Below are 15,772 nucleotides of genomic sequence, written 5' to 3' on the forward strand. Positions count from 1 at the left end.
CCCTGTTTTGGCGCGAAAATTTCATTGCACCAGATCCCATCGCGGCTGATCGCCAAAGCGCTCCTGGATAAATTCAACCAGCAACCTGATACGCGCAGCAAGCTGACGGCTGGGCGGATACAAAAGATACAGGGACAAAGGACCCGGCGCATAATCGCAAAGGACACTGACCAATCGCCCGGTCTGCAATTCCGGCCCGGCGATAAATGTCGGTAATTCGGCAATACCCAGGCTGGCAAGGGCCGCATCACGCAACACTTCGGCGTTGTTGCAGCAAAACACGCCATTGACCTGTACCGCGACCGGCCCGTCCGGACCGGTCATTTTCCAGCGTGCCCCTGATGGCAGGTTGCCGTAATGCAGACAGGGCAACCGCGCCAGATCGCGAATATCGGTCGGTTCCCCATGCGTTCGAATAAACTCGGGCGAGGCACACAGCACGCGACGCATCGGTACGATTTCATGATCGATCAGGGCAAGGGTTTCGGTTGGACGGCTGATACGCACCGTCATGTCAAACCCGTCTGCCACCGGATCAATAAAGTGATCATCAAGCGACAGCTCGACCCGGATATCGGGATAGGTCCGGGCAAAATCGACCAATGCCGGCCCCAGATGCAACGTGCCAAAGGACATTGGCGCATTGATCCGGATATCCCCGGAAGGGTGATCACGATGTTCGCGGATGGAGTCTTCTGCGTCCCCCAGATCGGACAGAATGGCCTTGGCCCGCTGATAAAAGGCCTGTCCGCTTGGCGTGACCGACACTTTGCGCGTTGTCCGGTTCAGCAACTGAACGCCAAGATCATCTTCAAGTGCCGCCACCGCGCGGTTGACCTGCGAACGTGATTGCCCGATCGCACGCGCGGCAGAGGCAAAACTTCCTTCTTCAACCACGCGCACGAAACTCTTGAGGCTGGCCAGCTTGTCCATGATGCGTCTTCCCGTTTATCGCCCCGGTCGGCTCAGATTGTCGCATAATATGCAACACAATGGAGATAATTACACGAATTGTCTCCTCATTTGAAAAAGGTATTCTGTCTTCAACAACAGACAACCTCATGGAGGTAGAAGATGCTTATTAAAGTTGATGCAGATACCCGCGGCCGTGCCCAGTTTGGCTGGCTTGATTCCAATCACACATTTTCGTTCGGGCATTACTATGATCCGAACCGCATGGGTTGGGGTCCGCTTCGCGTTATCAACGAAGACCGGGTCATTCCCGGTGCCGGTTTTGACACCCATGGTCACAAGGATATGGAAATCATTTCCTATGTTCTTGATGGCGCCCTTGAACACAAGGACAGCATCGGCACCGGATCAGTCATCCGTCCGGGCCGCCTGCAACGTATGACCGCCGGGACCGGCATTCGCCATTCGGAATACAACCATTCCAAAACCGATCCGGTGCATTTCCTGCAAATCTGGATCATCCCCGAAGCGGCCGGTCTGGAACCGGGTTACGAGGAAAAGGAAATCGCACGCCGCGATACCGGTTCCGGCCTGACCCTGATCGGCAGCCGCGATGGCCGCGAAGACTCGATCACCATTCATCAGAATGTCGATCTTTATGTCGCCCATCTCAGTGATGGCGAAAGTGCCCAGCACAAGATCGGCAAAGGTCGCATTGCCTGGGTACAGGTCGCGCGCGGCAGCCTGACGGTAAACGGTGAAACCCTTAATGCCGGTGATGGCGCTGCGATCAAGGATGAAGACGAACTTGTCTTCTCGGACGCGGACAACGCCGAAGCCCTTGTTTTTGACATGGCGGCCTGAAGCGCGAAACCCGCGTGCCCCATGGTTAGGAGAACGACCATGACTTCGTATAATGCAAACACCCGCTCGATCATCCCCGCCCTTGGCAATGTTTGGTCTGCCCTGCAACCGCTTTCGCCTGTCATCGTCCGTGTGACCACCGGCCTTCTGTTGGTTCCGCACGGTGCCCAGAAACTGTTTGGTGCCTTTGGTGGTTATGGCCTCGAAGGAACCGCAGGCTGGCTGGAAAGCATCGGATTTGTTCCGGGCTTCCTGTTTGCCCTTGCCATCGGCCTTCTGGAATTTGTCGGCGGCCTGATGCTGACGATTGGCCTTTTGACCCGTCCGGTGGCAGCTGCAGTTCTTGTCTTCATGGCGATTGCTGTTTCAACCCATCTTCCAGCTGGTTATTTCTGGAACGAGGGTGGTTTTGAAATGCCGCTGATGTGGGGACTTCTTGCGCTGTCGGTGCTTATTCAGGGCGGGGGAAAGTTCTCTGTCGATCACAAGATCGGCCGTGAATTCTGATCATACCGCCAAATTCGTGCGTGCTTTCAACGGGCTGCCCTTTTGGCAGCCCGTTTTTCGTTTGCTCCCCAAATGGGGATATTGCCCGCCCCGGAAAATGGCGAAGATGGTGATCAAGCTAAAGATCCAACCATTGCAAAGTGATCCGGAACGAAGCCATGAACATCGCGTCGCCCAGAAACAGTCAGAATGATATCGAAATTGCAGACGGCTTGCGCCGCTGCAAAGGGGATAATGCATACCGCAAGCCGAATGCCGAAAAGCGTTTCCTGCTGGTCGATGACAGTATCGAAGTGCGCTTCTCCGTTCGCCGTGTCCTGCGCAGTGCCGGTGCTACGCACATAGACGTCGCTGAAAACGGCGAAATAGCGTTGCAGATGTTGGCCCAGGCGGGCCGCAAACAAACGCCTTACGACGTGGTGATTCTTGATTATATGATGCCCGGAATGTCAGGCATCGAATTGCTTTATGAGATCGAGCGCCGTGAAATCAAGAATGCCGAAGGTACACGCAAAATCATGTTGACCGGTTTCTATGACGCCAAGGTCAATGAAGAAGCCAAATCTGTCGGCGCGACCTTCGTTCTGAGCAAACCCTGTGATGCCGCCAGCCTGTCGGCGGCGATCGCTTAGCGAGCCATACAAGCAATGCCGCATAATGCCTCGATCATATTTGTTGATGATGACCTCAACGTTCTCAGAGGTTTGCGGCGGCGTATGCTATCAATGCGTCCAAACTGGAAGATGCGCTTCTACGAAGGTGCGGAACAGGCGTTGATCGGACTGGAAGAACAGCCTGCAGACGTCGTCATTTCCGACATGCGCATGCCGTCCATGGACGGGGCGGAGTTCCTTCGGATCGTTGCAACACGCTGGCCGCAGACATCGCGCATTCTGTTGTCCGGCTATGCCGATGAAATCGCCATCCAGAATGGTGCTGCCGCGACCCATCATTTTTTGGCCAAACCCTGCACCGATAGCGACATCATCCACGCAGCCGAGCGCGGCCTGATCATGAACAGATATCTGCGCGACCCGTTTCTGGTTGAATTGCTTTCCATCGTTCCGGGCGATCTGATGTGGCCAATAACCTTTCGTCGCCTGCATTCCATACTTCAATTCAGCGGCCCCAGCAGCCATGCCGAACTTACTGATTTCGCAAACGATCACCCGGCGTTAACGAACCTTGTCCATGAGCTTGCCCTGCGTGAGCAACTCATACCCGCGGACAGTCATCCCGACTTCATCAAGCTTCTTAAAATCTTGGGTATCGAAACCGTCAAGGCACTGTGCGTGCTGTGGTGCGAACTGGGACAACCCAGCCAGTTTGATGGCGAGCGGATCAGTGTCGACCTTCATCGTCCCCTTGTCCTGGGTCAGATGGCGGCCGAGATTGCACGACTTCGCAACCTTGAACCGGACTCTGTCGATCAGATCCGTGCCGCTGCTCTTCTGTGTCACATCGGCGATATTTTCACTGCCCGCGTTGTACCTGAAAAACATGCAGCCAGCCGCCATCGTGCAGATGTGGATAATTGCGACATCATATCAGCTGAAATCAGTGAAATGGGCTTTGCTCATCCGGCTGTATCAGCGTGCCTGTGCGCCTGCTGGGGTTTTTCCCATCAGATCATTGAAAACATCGCGTTTCATCATCGTCCGGAATCCGCACCTACCGACAGGTCGGAAAGCTTGCTGATTGTATATGCAGCACAGCATTTTGCGCGCAAGGCAGGTGTTGATGGTGTGACACGCGCACAAAAATATGACCTCGCGCGTGGATTTATCACCCGATGCGGTGCTGCGGCTGATTGGCAGGTTTGGGAACGCGCCTGCATCGGAAAGCACGTCCCGCTGGAAGCAACCAAGCCTCATAATTTCTGAAACACGGCCTTCTGATCAAAGACCTGCCTGATTATCGAAGCAAACTGTTGAGGTCACTTGGCCCTTCAAGGAGATCCACATTGGTGTCAGTGGCGGCGTTTTGATCGGGCTTCGGCAACCGGATCACAAATTCCGCCCCGTCGATATAGTCCGCGGACAAGGTCAGGTCCCCGTTGAAATCATCCTGAATAAGTTTGCGACAGATCGGCAATCCCTGACCGGTGCCAACACCCCGTTCCTTGGTGGTAAAGAAGTAATCAAAAATGCGTTCCCGAATATTTTCGGGAACGCCCGCGCCATTATCACGCAAGCGGATATAGACATTGTCTTCATCAGACGTCACCAGAAGATCAATGCGCCCGCGGCGCTGACCTGTTTCACGGATGGCTTGTGACGCATTGACGATCAGGTTGATCAGCGCTTGCGACAAGTGGTTTCTGCGCCCACTGACTTCGGTGACATCGGACTGCATGACAACGTCCAGATCGGCGATATGTTTGACCTGGTTGCGCGTCAGGGTAACGGCGGTATCGATTTCCTCGGTAATCGAAATCGGCTCCACGGCATCGGTTGTCGGATGGGCAAATTTGCGAATACCACGGACAATCTCGGCAATCCGGTTCAGGCCCTGAATGCTCTCGTCAATCGCCATCGGGACTTCTTCGGTGATGAAGTCGATCTTGTCTTTATCAAGATTGAGCCGTGCCGGTTCATCGGGATTCTTGCGGTCAATCGAACCAACCAGATCGGCGAAGCTGTCGGACAAGAATTCAAGATTGTTCTGGATATATTGGGCCGGCGTGTTGATTTCGTGCGCAACCCCACCGGCCAAGGTGCCAAGCGCATGCATCTTGGCGTAATCGGCAGCTTCCTCGATCACTTCCTGTTCCTGGCGCGCTTTTTGGGCAGCCATATCGGCGGCAAAGATTTTCTGGCGCTGGCGAATCATGAAAGTAGCAAGAACTGCCATGACAATCACACCGACGAAAAACAGATAGGACAGGATCTGAATATCGGTTTTCACGACCGAGATATTGTTGGCGTTGTAAATCGAAACAAAGTTCGTTGTACGCACCACCGCCTGTTGCAAAGAGTCGTTCATCGGCACAAGCAAACGATACAACGCGCTCAGCTTTTCCTCAGGATCGGTGATGGTCGCTAACGCCGCGTCGATCTTGTCGATCTGAAGTTCAAGCTGTTTGATTGTTTCGGCGACTTCCGGCACCGTGAACAACACCTCAAACCCGTCACCATCACGCAGCAAGTAGACACGGCTGACCAGAATTTCATATTCCAGCAGGACGCGATCAACCACATCGTCAGACAAACCAAACCGGCCGATTGCAGCCTCGATGTCACGCTGCACGACAAGAAACTGACGCTGCACCTGAAACACCGCCCAGACGAAATTTTCGCGGTACTTGAACCGCTCGTCGTCAAGCTGGTGGACAATCGCTGCCGACAGAAATCCGTAAAGCACGACAAACAGGACCAATGCGATAAACATGGCCCTGCCTGACTGCTTGAACAGAAATGACTTAATTTGCTGCATCAACAGACTTTACCTGCCAGACGGAATAAGCCCAATAGGTATCAGTCTGAAACCGCGCGTCGGCGTCATAGGGGAAAATGACCCAGAAAGGCCCCTTTTCACGCACCGACATTTCGGCATCGTTGAGGTGATAGGCCAGAATGGCACCATCGTTGCGCAGAACATCCGCAGGCACCATCACGTTATAGTCATTGAGTGCTGAAACACGCACGGTTTCCGCTGTCAGACCATAGGTGTCAAACAACGTATCAAAGGCAACACCACGGAACTTCTGTACCCCGTCAGTCCACTGGGTCGACGTACTGATTTCGGTGGCCTGCAGCTTCATCAGTTCCTCAAGCGAAACATGGACAGTTTCACCATCAAACCTGGTCATGGACAATGTGCCACCCGCCAAAGACGGGGCGACATGAAATCCAATCAGTGCGATCACCATCGCAAACAGTTTAAGGGCGCTTTTCATCATTCTTTTCATGCTCCATCACACGATTATACACAGTGGTTGCCAGCAATTGTTTTTCAATGCCTGCACCGGGAATTTTGACGCGATATCAATCAGCCAGATGCCTTAAGGGGTATGATTGCGGTTTCTTCCCACTCTTCGAGTGATACCGGTACACCAAGGTGGAAACCTTGCAGTTCTGTAATCCCGTATACCCGCAGCCTTTCCACCACACCGGGGTTTTCGATACCCTTGGCGGAAATCGAAAGACCCATTTTCGAGCAGACCTGTGCAATCCATTCAACAAAGGCATCATCGAGAAAATCTGTCATGGTCCCGCGCACCAGATCGCGGTCAAGCTTGATACCGGCAAAGACTTCCTGACGCAGCAGATCAAGCGAATTGTTCCCCGATCCAAAATCATCAATCAGAAGCGCGATACCGCGTTCGCGCAAACGCGTGGCATTGGCCAGCATCTCAAGATCGTTGGACAGCAATTGGCGTTCGGGAATTTCATAGGACACGGTCACCCCGCGCATCCGCATCTTTTCATAGAAGCGAATGAGCAGCTCAAAGAATTGCGGTGTCTTCAGAGAGAACAGCGACAGATTGACCGCAAGGTTGGCCTGATCACCCATAAGCGCACGATAGCGCGGTGCCTGATCAATCATGATGGCCATCAACTGACTGCCAAGACGGTTGATCACCGGATTGTCCTGAGAGGCTTCGATGATCTCGTCGATACCAAATTCCTTTTCAAGAGATGGCATGCGACACAGGACCTCTGCCCCGCACAGGCCAAGGTCGCTTGCACGAAAACGCGGCTGCAGGACGGTGTGGAAGTCTGCCCGGTCAATGGCGTTATTGACCATCAGGGCCGTTGGGCCCGAAGAAACATTTTTAACGACCACGCCGATATTGAGAATACGGTCAATCGCTTCCTTAAGGACGGCGACCGACACCGGCTTGGCCAGAACGCGTGTCACCATGGCCTGATTGATCGCCTCACGCAGCGACAGGCTGGAGACGTTACCAGACAACAACATCCGGTTGATACCGGGCGCCATGCGCGCTGACTGTTTGAGAAAGGAAATACCGTCAATGTTCGGCATCACCAGATCGGCAATGATCAGGTCTGTCCGGTCGCGGTTTTTCGCCAGCCAATCCAGCGCAGCCTGCCCGTCTGTATGGGTGACGAATTCAAAGCAGCCCGACAGGGTACGACGTACCGCAGCCAGCAACTTTTCATCATCATCGACCATCAGAATGACGGGCCGTTGTCTATCAACCTGATCCATAAACGGACATCTCCGGAACGCGATCACCGCGGTAATCTTCTCAAGACAGCCCCGCCTAAATGCGTGCTATACAAATAGCGGAGCTTTGAACGTTCGCAGATTAGTGTCAGACTACCTTTCTCCAATATCCCCATTTGTGGAGGGCGCTTTTGATGACGGCCAAAAAGACGGTCCGGATTGCCTTTGTCGATGATGACGAAAATCTTCTGTCGTCTCATCGCCGCAATTTTGCCCGCCTGCGCCCGGACTGGGAGGGGGTCTTTGTCAATGACCCGATTGCCGCGCGTGACGCCATCATCGCTGATCCGGATATTTCGGCAGTCATCCTTGATATCCATATGCCGGGCATGACCGGCCTTGAACTCGCTGCCGAACTGCGCAAGGCCCGCAAGGAATTGATCATTGTGATGCTGACGGGATATGCCGATCTGCAATCCGCACTGCTGGCGGTCAATGAAATCGGCGTCTTTCGCTTCTATCCCAAGCCAACCATGCTCGAGACGATGCTCGATGACATCGAAACCGAGATCAAAAGCCGCCTTGGCCAAAGCGAAGATACCCTGCCGACCGAGTTCCTCGACCTGTTTGAGCTCGGCGTGATTGCGGTTGACGAGACCCTGACCATCCTGCATCTCAATTCACAGGGTGCCGAGGTTCTCAGGCGGTCCTCACTGGTGCGGTCCGGCCCGCAGGGACGCCTGATCATTGACCCAAGCCCGGAAGGACTGACGAAATTTCTTGTGCCGCCGGGAAAAACCGTTCCCCGCAGCCATCAGAGTTTCTCGCTTGAACGTGACGGTGAAAAGCTGTCGCTTCTTATTCGCCGGGTCCCCAAAAAAGCTGATGGCAAACAAAGCTTCATGATCATTCTGGTTGATCCGGCCCAGCAGCGCCCGCCGGCAGTTGATGATCTGATGGATCTGTTTGGCCTGACCCGATCCGAAGCCAAACTGACCCAAAAACTGGCCGAGGGGCTAGCCCTTGATCAGGCCGCAGAACTGGTCGGAATCTCGCATTCTTCAGCACGGACGTATCTTAAGACCATCTTCTCGAAAACCGGTGTGAACCGGCAGCCGCAACTGATGAAAACGGTACTTTCAAGTATTCCGTCCTTGCGCTAACGCACTGTAACTTAGTGCTTAAACAACGTCATCCGACCAAAGACCCACACCATAAAAACTTGAAAACGCCGCCAATACATCTACCCTGAGTTAAGAAACATCAGGGTCTTGAATGCTGGGGTGGGGCACAGGAGTTGACTGGACATAGCGACACATCAGAACCGTCGTCAAAACCGTCCTGGGCCTGTCATCGGTCGATGTTCGACCATAACCGATCTGTCAAACGGGCATGTGATATTCTGTTTGCCGGGGTCGGTTTGCTGGTGCTTTTCCCTGTTCTGATGATCATTGCGGTCTTGCTGTTCGGATCTGGTTTTCGCAATCCACTGTTTTTGCAAAAACGGGTCGGTTTTGAGGGTCGGATCTTTGTCATTTTCAAGTTCCGGACTTTACGCGATCGCACCTGCCGCCCACTTTCTGCACGCGGCTTGCGATTTGCAGAAACGCTCAGTTCCATTTTGCGTATCACCGGACTTGATGAATTGCCGCAATTCATCAATGTGTTGCGCGGCGATATGTCACTGGTCGGGCCGCGGCCACACAGCCTTGCCGATCACCATCGATTTGCCAAACGCATTCCCGACTATACCGCCCGGCTTGCAATAAAGCCGGGCATGACCGGATGGGCGCAAATTCAGGGCTGGCGTGGTCCGGTCTGCAGCGATGATCACTTGAAGGCGCGTGTTGCCTGCGATCTTGAATATATCCGCCGCCAGACCCCTCTGTTTGATTGCGCCATTCTGATCCGCACGGTTGTCCTGCCCTTCAGGACGCTGGCGCGATATCGGGCGCAACGCCAGCCCCACCGCGCACTCAAACCCTGTCTTGGTCGCGACCGGCGGCTGGTGTAATGCGTAAATTCGTGATGTCCGCCGCACTGCTCTGTGCAAATGTCGTGGCCCCTGCCGCCGCAATGGAAAATCCCGAAGACGCTGGTGGCATTCGTCTCGGCCGAATTCTGGCAACCCCGTCGGTTGAATTCGGCACGCGATATGACAGCAACATCTTCCAAAGCGATACCAATCCGACCGGTGACGTCATCACAACCTTGACCCCGCGTCTGGCCCTGCAAGGCGACTGGCGGGTTTTTCGCCTGCATCTGGCAGCCGGCGGCGAGCTTGGCTTTTTTGCCGACTCATCTAGTGATGACTACCAGGACCTTGAACTCAGTACTGCCGGCGGTCTTGATCTCGGTGCGACATCCGTTGAAGGCGGGGTTCAGCTTAAACGCGCCCACGACCCGCGCGGCAGCAACGATGTCCCAACCAGTGCCACAGAGCCCGTGATTTACCGTGATCTCAGCGCCCAGGTTGGCGGCCGCCATATTACCAACGGCCTGCATTACGAATCACAGTTTGCACTTCGCCGTCTTGATTTTGACGACAGCACCGCGCGCAACGGATCGATCATCCGCAATGATGATCGTGATCGCCTTGAACTGCGCGAGACGCTCCGCATTCTGTGGCCGCTTGATCTTGGGCGTGAGGCATACGGCGAAGTCACGTTTAACCAGCGACAATATGACCGCACCCCAGATGATGGTGGACGCATCCGTGATTCTGCGGGGTATCAGATGCTGGGCGGCATTCGCCTTGATCTGACTGATCTGATTACGGCCGATCTGGCGGCGGGCTGGATGAACCAGACCTATGCCGACCCGGCCTTTGGCGATATCGGGGATTATACCTTGCGTGGTGATTTCGACTGGTCGGTCACCCGCCTGACCAATATCGTGTTCAATGCTGCCCGAACTGTGCGCGAAACAACGCAGACCGGCGCAAGTGGCATTCTGGCCTTTGAGGCAGGAACGGAGATTTCCCATGAACTGCGACGGCGACTGACCGTTTCACTCAGTGCGAACTATAGCGCAGAAACCTTCCAACAGAATACGCGGCGTGACAACACCAGTCGGTTCGGGATTGGCATTCGCTATGAACTTAATCGCCTTGCCCGGATCGAGGGTGGCCTCGCCTACGACCAGCGAAACTCAAACAGCGCGGGTGAGGATTATGAACGCCTGCAAAGCCACATCCGCCTCAAGCTGGAGATGTAAATGACCACACCAAAGCCACGCTTGTTTAATGGCTTGCGCACTGCCCTGATCATGCTGCTCGCCTTGATCGCAATGACGATGACGGCAAAGGCCCAGACCATCTATGTAATGGATAGTGGCGATACGGTGCGGGTCACGGTGTTTGGCGAACCGGATCTGTCGGGCGAATTCAAGGTCGATGCGATGGGCAGGCTCAACCTTGCTCTGATCGGGCCGATAAGCGTGCGCAATCTCACCACAGATCAGGCGCGCCAGAAAATCCATGACGCCTATCTGGATGGCTATTTGCGTCATCCCGATATTGCTGTCGAAATCATCGCCTTTCGCCCGTTCTTCGTCATGGGGGAAGTCAATCAGCCGGGATCCTATGATTATGTGCCCGGCATGAATGTGCTCAATGCCATCGCGGTCGGCGGCGGGCTGACCTATCGCGGCGATGAGGATGACATCGAAATCCTGCGCGGTCATGACGCATCGCGCGTCGTCATCCCGGCAACGCTCGCCACCATCGTCATGCCCGGCGACATCGTACGCGTGGCCGAAAGGTACTTCTAAATCACTGCAAAATAGCGGCTTTCCAGCACAATCAACTGTGGATTTTAGATCAGAACGCAGGGGTTTTAGAACTGCTCCATATATTGTCGGATTTTCCACTGTTTTCTGGATCAACCATCTTTACCTGCGCCCGTTTTCCATGATGAAATCGCGCTCACGCCATCACCAGATGGCAAACAGATAAAAACTAAAACGATCTTGCCCCACGCAACGGAGTTCACGAAACATGTCCGGGAAAACAGAAACGCGCCATGGCGGACGCATTCTGGTCGATCAACTGGCCCTGCACGGGGCTGAACGCGTCTTTCTTGTCCCTGGCGAAAGTTACCTCGCCGTGCTTGATGGCCTAGTCGATCATCCCGACATCGATCCGATCATCTGCCGTCAGGAAGGCGGGGCCGCCATCATGGCAGAGGCCTATGGCAAGCTGACCAATAAACCCGGCATTTGCATGGTCACCCGTGGTCCCGGTGCCACCAACGCATCGGCCGGCGTGCATGTCGCCCATCAGGACAGCACGCCGATGATCCTGCTGGTCGGACAAATCGGGCGTGACATGGTCGATCGCGAAGCGTTTCAGGAAGTCGATTACCGCAAAATGTTCGAACCATTGGCAAAGTGGGTCGGGCAGATTGACGACATCAACCGCATCCCGGAATATATCAGCCACGCCTATCACATCGCGACATCCGGTCGCCCCGGCCCGGTGGTTTTGGCGCTTCCCGAAGACATGCTGTCTTCAAGCACGGATGTTGCCGATGCCAAACCCTACGTCCCGGTTGAGGCCAAAACAGCACCTGAAGATGTCTCTCGCTTCCGTGACGCTCTTGCGAAATCCGAAAAGCCGGTCATGATCGTTGGTGGTGGCGGCTGGACCCGCGAAGCGACTGAAAACCTTAAATCGTTTTCAGTACGTAACAATGTACCGATTGCGACAAGCTTCCGCTGTCAGGACTATATCCCCAACACGCATAGCCACTTCATTGGCGATGTCGGTATTGGCATCAACCCGAAGCTGGCCGAGTTCATCAAGGACAGTGATCTTGTGATCCTTGTCGGATCACGCATGGGGGAAATGACCAGCAGCGGCTATAGCCTGCTTGATATCCCCTGCCCGAAACAGAAACTGGTCCATGTGTATAGCGGCCCCGATGAACTGGGCCGGGTCTACCGCCCGGATGTCGCGATCAATGCGTCCCAGCGATCCTTCCTGCGCGCCATTGCGATGATGGAGCCGGTGGATGGATCGGCCCGCGATGACATGATCGAAACCGCACACGCCAACTACACCGCCTTTTCCACGCCCGTTGAAACGCCGGGCGATGTCAAAATGGCCCATGTGGTTGCCGAATTGCGCGATAAACTGCCCGACAATGCGATTGTCACCAATGGGGCGGGCAACTATGCCGCCTTCCTGCATCGTTTCTTCCGCTATCGCGAATATCGCACCGAACTGGCGCCGACATCGGGCTCGATGGGCTATGGCCTTCCGGCCTCGGTCTCAGCCAAGCTCGCCCATCCGGACCGTCCGGTGGTGTGTCTTGCCGGTGATGGGTGTTTCTTGATGCACGGGCAGGAATTTGCCACCGCCGTGCAATATGGCGCGAATATCATCACGCTGGTGGTCAATAACGGCATGTTTGGCACCATCCGCATGCATCAGGAACGCAACTATCCCGGTCGTGTGTCTGGCACCGAACTGCATAATCCGGATTTTGCCGCCTACGCCAAGGCCTTTGGCGGTTACGGTGAAACCGTCACGAAGACCGCGGATTTCGGCCCGGCCTTCGACCGCGCAGTCGCCTCAGGAAAACCGGCCATCCTTGAAATCCAGGTTGATCCACAGGCGCTTACCCCGATCAAAACCCTTGATCAGATCCGGGCTGAAAGATGATTGATCCAATTAAGTTACAAAAGAATCGGCATTTTAAAATATTGATCTCCAACTTATTTACCAGCAATCACCTGATGTTCTACTCTAGATAGAATTTGTGGATGCTCTTCGCTTCCTGTGATACATTCATTTTCAGAAATGGATTTTCATTGGGCAACCCGTTATGAAACCTAAGGCTACCTTCATAGGTCTGCTGACTGTTTTTATTATCCTATTTACAGCAGCGAACTATTTTTTGTTCTCTGGCTCTTTTGCTTTCAAAAGCGCTGTATGGGTGTATTCCTTACCTTCGTTAGCTCTAACATTCTTAGTGATGCGTTGGGGACCAACGAAAGCACTGCTAAAAAAGTTCCATTTCCTTGCTATTCCACTTATCACACTACTAGCTGGTTGCAGTGGAGACGGCTACTTAGAAGCGAACAAAGAAATTTCACAATTTGAACGCCCTGAATTCAATATAAGAGGACATCTCTTATTATCCTCTGAGCATGAGTATGATGCAAATTATGAGGATGAATACAGTGGTTTTTCTATTTATACGCACTTTATACCAGGGAACATTCACTCCAGAAACCTCAAATTAATTGAGAGCATGCAACATGCTTCTTCTTTGCTTCCGGCTGGTCAAATTCACGTAAAAAGAAAATACTACAATTTAATACTTATGCCGATTGATAAAAATTTTGCCGACATTTGCTTTGGAGAATATTTATCCTATTATTTAGGCGAGATGGATATTGGGAACAACTATGCTGAAAGTAGATTGACTGTATTTGACAATAATCGCGCCTTCTCTTTAGCTGACAAGTTGGGTATTGATAGGTCCAAGCGAGGTCCGTTCTTAGTTTTTTCGAACGAGCCATTATTTGAAAAAACCTATAGCAGACATCACATCCCAACGTTTGACTTAAGTGAGATTTCAGAGAGCGCCTTTCCAGTACTATCCCAACGAATGATCAAGTATTTAAACTCGCCCGGTAAATGGGAAGAAGATGATCTAATCAATTGGAAAGTCAGCACAGCTTCAGCCTTGGCTGATGCAAACGTCACATTCGAGGACTCTTTGTTGACAGCGATGAGAGTTGTTAAATTCATTCGCACGGCAAGCGCTTCAGCGAGTACTGCCGGACAAAAAAACAATTCAGGTCGATGCAGTAAATTGAAACAACAGCTAACGTAACGCCGTCTTCGATCTCAAACTGTCATTAACTTAAAGTGATCTCGCCGCTTTCAAGGCCAGCTTTCAGCGCATCGACGGCAACTGCGAGTTTCTCATCAACGACATGCAGATAAGCCGTCCAGTCCGAAAGCTTGGAAAGCTCTTCCTTGCCATCAGAAATGCCGCGCAAACCAATCAGCGGCACATCAAACTTGTGGCACGCGCGCAAGATGGCAAAGCTTTCCATATCAACCATGTCAGCATCAATCACGTCGTAAGCAGCCCCTGACACCACATTGGCCCCGGTCGACAAACGTGCTTCGGGGATACCGGGAATGCGCAACGCCATCTCGATCTCGGCGGGCAGATCGACAAACGGTGTGCAACCCTTCTCAAAGCCCAGAACCGATGCATCCATATCCCGATACGATACCGAAACGGCCTGATAAACCTCGGCCTGCTCAAGCGTGCGCGACCCAGCCGACCCCAAGGTCACGACAAGATCAGGCAAGTCATCCGACAGCTTCAATTCGGTCAGTGCCGCGGTCAGATTGATCGCAGCCTCCACCGGCCCAACCCCGATCATCAAGGGCGTAAACCGCTCCTTGAGGTGATCACCATATTCCGCCGGCGCCGCCATTGCGAACAACACGTTATAGCCTGCGACATCATGAAGGTAACCGCGCATCTTTGACTTTCCGCATTCTTGAAACCAGAACCCGCAGCATAAAGGCCGGGGAACATTTCCGCAGCCCCAAAATCACGGCATGACTGTCAGTGTAACGTGATCGTATCAAGCTGCGACAGAACGGGTCGGAGCGAACAGTTTGGCGAGATAACCAAAGCCCACAACAAGCGCAATCACGTCAAACAAAGCCATGGTCGATACGCCAATCGCGGCAAACCCGGTATTTTCAAGCAGGGGCTCGAAGCACTGGTCGTTGATTTCCATAAACAGCCCGATAATGAGAAGATAGGCGCCGTAACGCTCTGAAAGTTCGTTGAGATCATGCTGTTTTTCGGCAATTTCTGTGCCATAGGCACGTTTCGCTAACATTTCGCGCATCTCAAGGAACACGCCAAAGGCAACCAGAATGACGGCGACATCTTCTTCAAGCGTCACATCAGCATCGAATATGCCAGCCTCAAACGCAAAGGTCAGCGTGGCAAGGTGTGCCCAGCCGGTCATCACCACCATCGCCATCACAACAAAGGTCCAGATCGCCAACGAAACCGGATGAATGGTGAAAAGGAAAAACAGCTTTGTCATTGGTTCGCCCCAACAAATGCAAAAACGCGCCCCTGCCGGTTTCGGCACGGTGAAAAATCATCCTTACGCGCACTATCCGCGGATGCCAACTGACAAAGCAATTTTGTGAGGAAATTGGCGCACCCGACAGGATTCGAACCTGTGGCCTTTGCCTTCGGAGGGCAACGCTCTATCCAGCTGAGCTACGGGTGCGCAATATGTGGGGCCGTGACTGGAATGTGTGGCCCGAGCGGTTTGGGTGATACAGGTTTTGACCTGAACG

At 53.5% G+C, this 15,772-nt stretch carries 16 protein-coding genes and 1 tRNA gene; 10 read left to right on the forward strand and 7 right to left on the reverse strand.

Features of this window, described 5'->3' with window-relative positions:
* Positions 1 to 21: 21 nt before the first annotated feature.
* The gene (locus TH4_RS04790; protein WP_064780156.1) at positions 22 to 933 is read right to left on the reverse strand and encodes a LysR family transcriptional regulator; all 912 of its coding nucleotides are present in this window, start codon (positions 931 to 933) and stop codon (positions 22 to 24) included.
* A 141-nt stretch (positions 934 to 1,074) separates the two neighbouring features.
* On the opposite strand from TH4_RS04790, the gene TH4_RS04795 reads away from it, so the two are divergent.
* From TH4_RS04795 to TH4_RS04810, 4 genes are all read left to right on the forward strand, one after another.
* A complete protein-coding gene (locus tag TH4_RS04795; RefSeq protein ID WP_008888651.1) occupies positions 1,075 to 1,776 on the forward strand; it encodes a pirin family protein in 702 nt (233 codons plus the stop codon).
* Between the two features lie 39 nt (positions 1,777 to 1,815).
* Complete coding sequence (locus tag TH4_RS04800; RefSeq protein ID WP_064780157.1) at positions 1,816 to 2,283, forward strand: DoxX family protein; 468 nt, start codon at positions 1,816 to 1,818, stop codon at positions 2,281 to 2,283.
* Between the two features lie 158 nt (positions 2,284 to 2,441).
* Positions 2,442 to 2,915 carry a response regulator gene (locus TH4_RS04805; protein ID WP_008888653.1) on the forward strand — a complete coding sequence of 158 codons (474 nt, stop codon included), beginning with the start codon at positions 2,442 to 2,444 and terminating at the stop codon, positions 2,913 to 2,915.
* 15 nt (positions 2,916 to 2,930) lie between these two features.
* Positions 2,931 to 4,166 (forward strand): response regulator, encoded by a 1,236-nt coding sequence (locus TH4_RS04810; protein WP_083996977.1) that lies wholly within the window; start codon positions 2,931 to 2,933, stop codon positions 4,164 to 4,166.
* Between the two features lie 31 nt (positions 4,167 to 4,197).
* Here the strand turns inward: TH4_RS04810 and TH4_RS04815 are convergent, their stop codons facing one another.
* The 3 genes from TH4_RS04815 to TH4_RS04825 form a co-directional block, all read right to left on the reverse strand.
* Complete coding sequence (locus TH4_RS04815; protein ID WP_064780460.1) at positions 4,198 to 5,673, reverse strand: sensor histidine kinase; 1,476 nt, start codon at positions 5,671 to 5,673, stop codon at positions 4,198 to 4,200.
* Positions 5,674 to 5,704: 31 nt separating this feature from the next.
* Entirely contained in the window at positions 5,705 to 6,184 is a 480-nt protein-coding gene (locus TH4_RS04820) for a putative pterin-binding protein (protein ID WP_245227740.1), read from the reverse strand.
* An 89-nt stretch (positions 6,185 to 6,273) separates the two neighbouring features.
* Complete coding sequence (locus tag TH4_RS04825; RefSeq protein ID WP_064780160.1) at positions 6,274 to 7,458, reverse strand: EAL domain-containing response regulator; 1,185 nt, start codon at positions 7,456 to 7,458, stop codon at positions 6,274 to 6,276.
* A gap of 152 nt (positions 7,459 to 7,610) precedes the next feature.
* Between TH4_RS04825 and TH4_RS04830 the strand changes: the two genes are divergently transcribed.
* The 6 genes from TH4_RS04830 to TH4_RS04855 all read left to right on the forward strand — a co-directional run bounded on the left by TH4_RS04830 (position 7,611) and on the right by TH4_RS04855 (position 14,261).
* On the forward strand, positions 7,611 to 8,579 hold the full coding sequence (locus TH4_RS04830; protein WP_064780161.1) for a DNA-binding response regulator: 969 nt from the start codon (positions 7,611 to 7,613) through the stop codon (positions 8,577 to 8,579).
* A 197-nt stretch (positions 8,580 to 8,776) separates the two neighbouring features.
* A complete protein-coding gene (locus TH4_RS04835) occupies positions 8,777 to 9,430 on the forward strand; it encodes a sugar transferase (RefSeq protein ID WP_064780162.1) in 654 nt (217 codons plus the stop codon).
* On the forward strand, positions 9,430 to 10,632 hold the full coding sequence (locus tag TH4_RS04840) for an outer membrane beta-barrel protein (protein ID WP_064780163.1): 1,203 nt from the start codon (positions 9,430 to 9,432) through the stop codon (positions 10,630 to 10,632). Before TH4_RS04835 ends, TH4_RS04840 begins: the two co-directional genes overlap by 1 nt.
* The gene (locus tag TH4_RS04845) at positions 10,633 to 11,187 is read left to right on the forward strand and encodes a polysaccharide biosynthesis/export family protein (protein WP_064780164.1); all 555 of its coding nucleotides are present in this window, start codon (positions 10,633 to 10,635) and stop codon (positions 11,185 to 11,187) included.
* A 226-nt stretch (positions 11,188 to 11,413) separates the two neighbouring features.
* Complete coding sequence (locus TH4_RS04850) at positions 11,414 to 13,081, forward strand: thiamine pyrophosphate-binding protein (RefSeq protein ID WP_064780165.1); 1,668 nt, start codon at positions 11,414 to 11,416, stop codon at positions 13,079 to 13,081.
* Positions 13,082 to 13,244: 163 nt separating this feature from the next.
* Positions 13,245 to 14,261, forward strand: a complete 1,017-nt coding sequence (locus tag TH4_RS04855; RefSeq protein ID WP_064780166.1) for a hypothetical protein — start codon at positions 13,245 to 13,247, stop codon at positions 14,259 to 14,261.
* A gap of 25 nt (positions 14,262 to 14,286) precedes the next feature.
* Here TH4_RS04855 and TH4_RS04860 read toward each other — a convergent pair whose 3' ends face one another.
* From TH4_RS04860 to TH4_RS04870, 3 genes are all read right to left on the reverse strand, one after another.
* Positions 14,287 to 14,928 (reverse strand): 5'-methylthioadenosine/S-adenosylhomocysteine nucleosidase, encoded by a 642-nt coding sequence (locus TH4_RS04860; protein ID WP_064780167.1) that lies wholly within the window; start codon positions 14,926 to 14,928, stop codon positions 14,287 to 14,289.
* 105 nt (positions 14,929 to 15,033) lie between these two features.
* On the reverse strand, positions 15,034 to 15,510 hold the full coding sequence (locus TH4_RS04865; protein WP_064780168.1) for a hypothetical protein: 477 nt from the start codon (positions 15,508 to 15,510) through the stop codon (positions 15,034 to 15,036).
* A gap of 115 nt (positions 15,511 to 15,625) precedes the next feature.
* Positions 15,626 to 15,702 (reverse strand) — tRNA-Arg (locus TH4_RS04870).
* Between the last annotated feature and the right edge of the window lie 70 nt (positions 15,703 to 15,772).

This window comes from Thalassospira tepidiphila MCCC 1A03514, assembly GCF_001662875.1.
In the GTDB taxonomy this organism is placed as follows: domain Bacteria; phylum Pseudomonadota; class Alphaproteobacteria; order Rhodospirillales; family Thalassospiraceae; genus Thalassospira; species Thalassospira tepidiphila.

Coding starts and splice junctions, on each gene's coding strand:
- TH4_RS04805 (WP_008888653.1), top strand. CDS start 2,442: ATGAACATCGCGTCGCCCAGAAACAGTCAGAATGATATCGAAATTGCA.
- TH4_RS04835 (WP_064780162.1), top strand. CDS start 8,777: ATGTTCGACCATAACCGATCTGTCAAACGGGCATGTGATATTCTGTTT.
- TH4_RS04840 (WP_064780163.1), top strand. CDS start 9,430: ATGCGTAAATTCGTGATGTCCGCCGCACTGCTCTGTGCAAATGTCGTG.
- TH4_RS04815 (WP_064780460.1), bottom strand. CDS start 5,673: ATGTTTATCGCATTGGTCCTGTTTGTCGTGCTTTACGGATTTCTGTCG.
- TH4_RS04795 (WP_008888651.1), top strand. CDS start 1,075: ATGCTTATTAAAGTTGATGCAGATACCCGCGGCCGTGCCCAGTTTGGC.
- TH4_RS04825 (WP_064780160.1), bottom strand. CDS start 7,458: ATGGATCAGGTTGATAGACAACGGCCCGTCATTCTGATGGTCGATGAT.
- TH4_RS04790 (WP_064780156.1), bottom strand. CDS start 933: ATGGACAAGCTGGCCAGCCTCAAGAGTTTCGTGCGCGTGGTTGAAGAA.
- TH4_RS04850 (WP_064780165.1), top strand. CDS start 11,414: ATGTCCGGGAAAACAGAAACGCGCCATGGCGGACGCATTCTGGTCGAT.
- TH4_RS04810 (WP_083996977.1), top strand. CDS start 2,931: ATGCCGCATAATGCCTCGATCATATTTGTTGATGATGACCTCAACGTT.
- TH4_RS04865 (WP_064780168.1), bottom strand. CDS start 15,510: ATGACAAAGCTGTTTTTCCTTTTCACCATTCATCCGGTTTCGTTGGCG.
- TH4_RS04820 (WP_245227740.1), bottom strand. CDS start 6,184: ATGATGAAAAGCGCCCTTAAACTGTTTGCGATGGTGATCGCACTGATT.
- TH4_RS04800 (WP_064780157.1), top strand. CDS start 1,816: ATGACTTCGTATAATGCAAACACCCGCTCGATCATCCCCGCCCTTGGC.
- TH4_RS04845 (WP_064780164.1), top strand. CDS start 10,633: ATGACCACACCAAAGCCACGCTTGTTTAATGGCTTGCGCACTGCCCTG.
- TH4_RS04855 (WP_064780166.1), top strand. CDS start 13,245: ATGAAACCTAAGGCTACCTTCATAGGTCTGCTGACTGTTTTTATTATC.
- TH4_RS04830 (WP_064780161.1), top strand. CDS start 7,611: ATGACGGCCAAAAAGACGGTCCGGATTGCCTTTGTCGATGATGACGAA.
- TH4_RS04860 (WP_064780167.1), bottom strand. CDS start 14,928: ATGCGCGGTTACCTTCATGATGTCGCAGGCTATAACGTGTTGTTCGCA.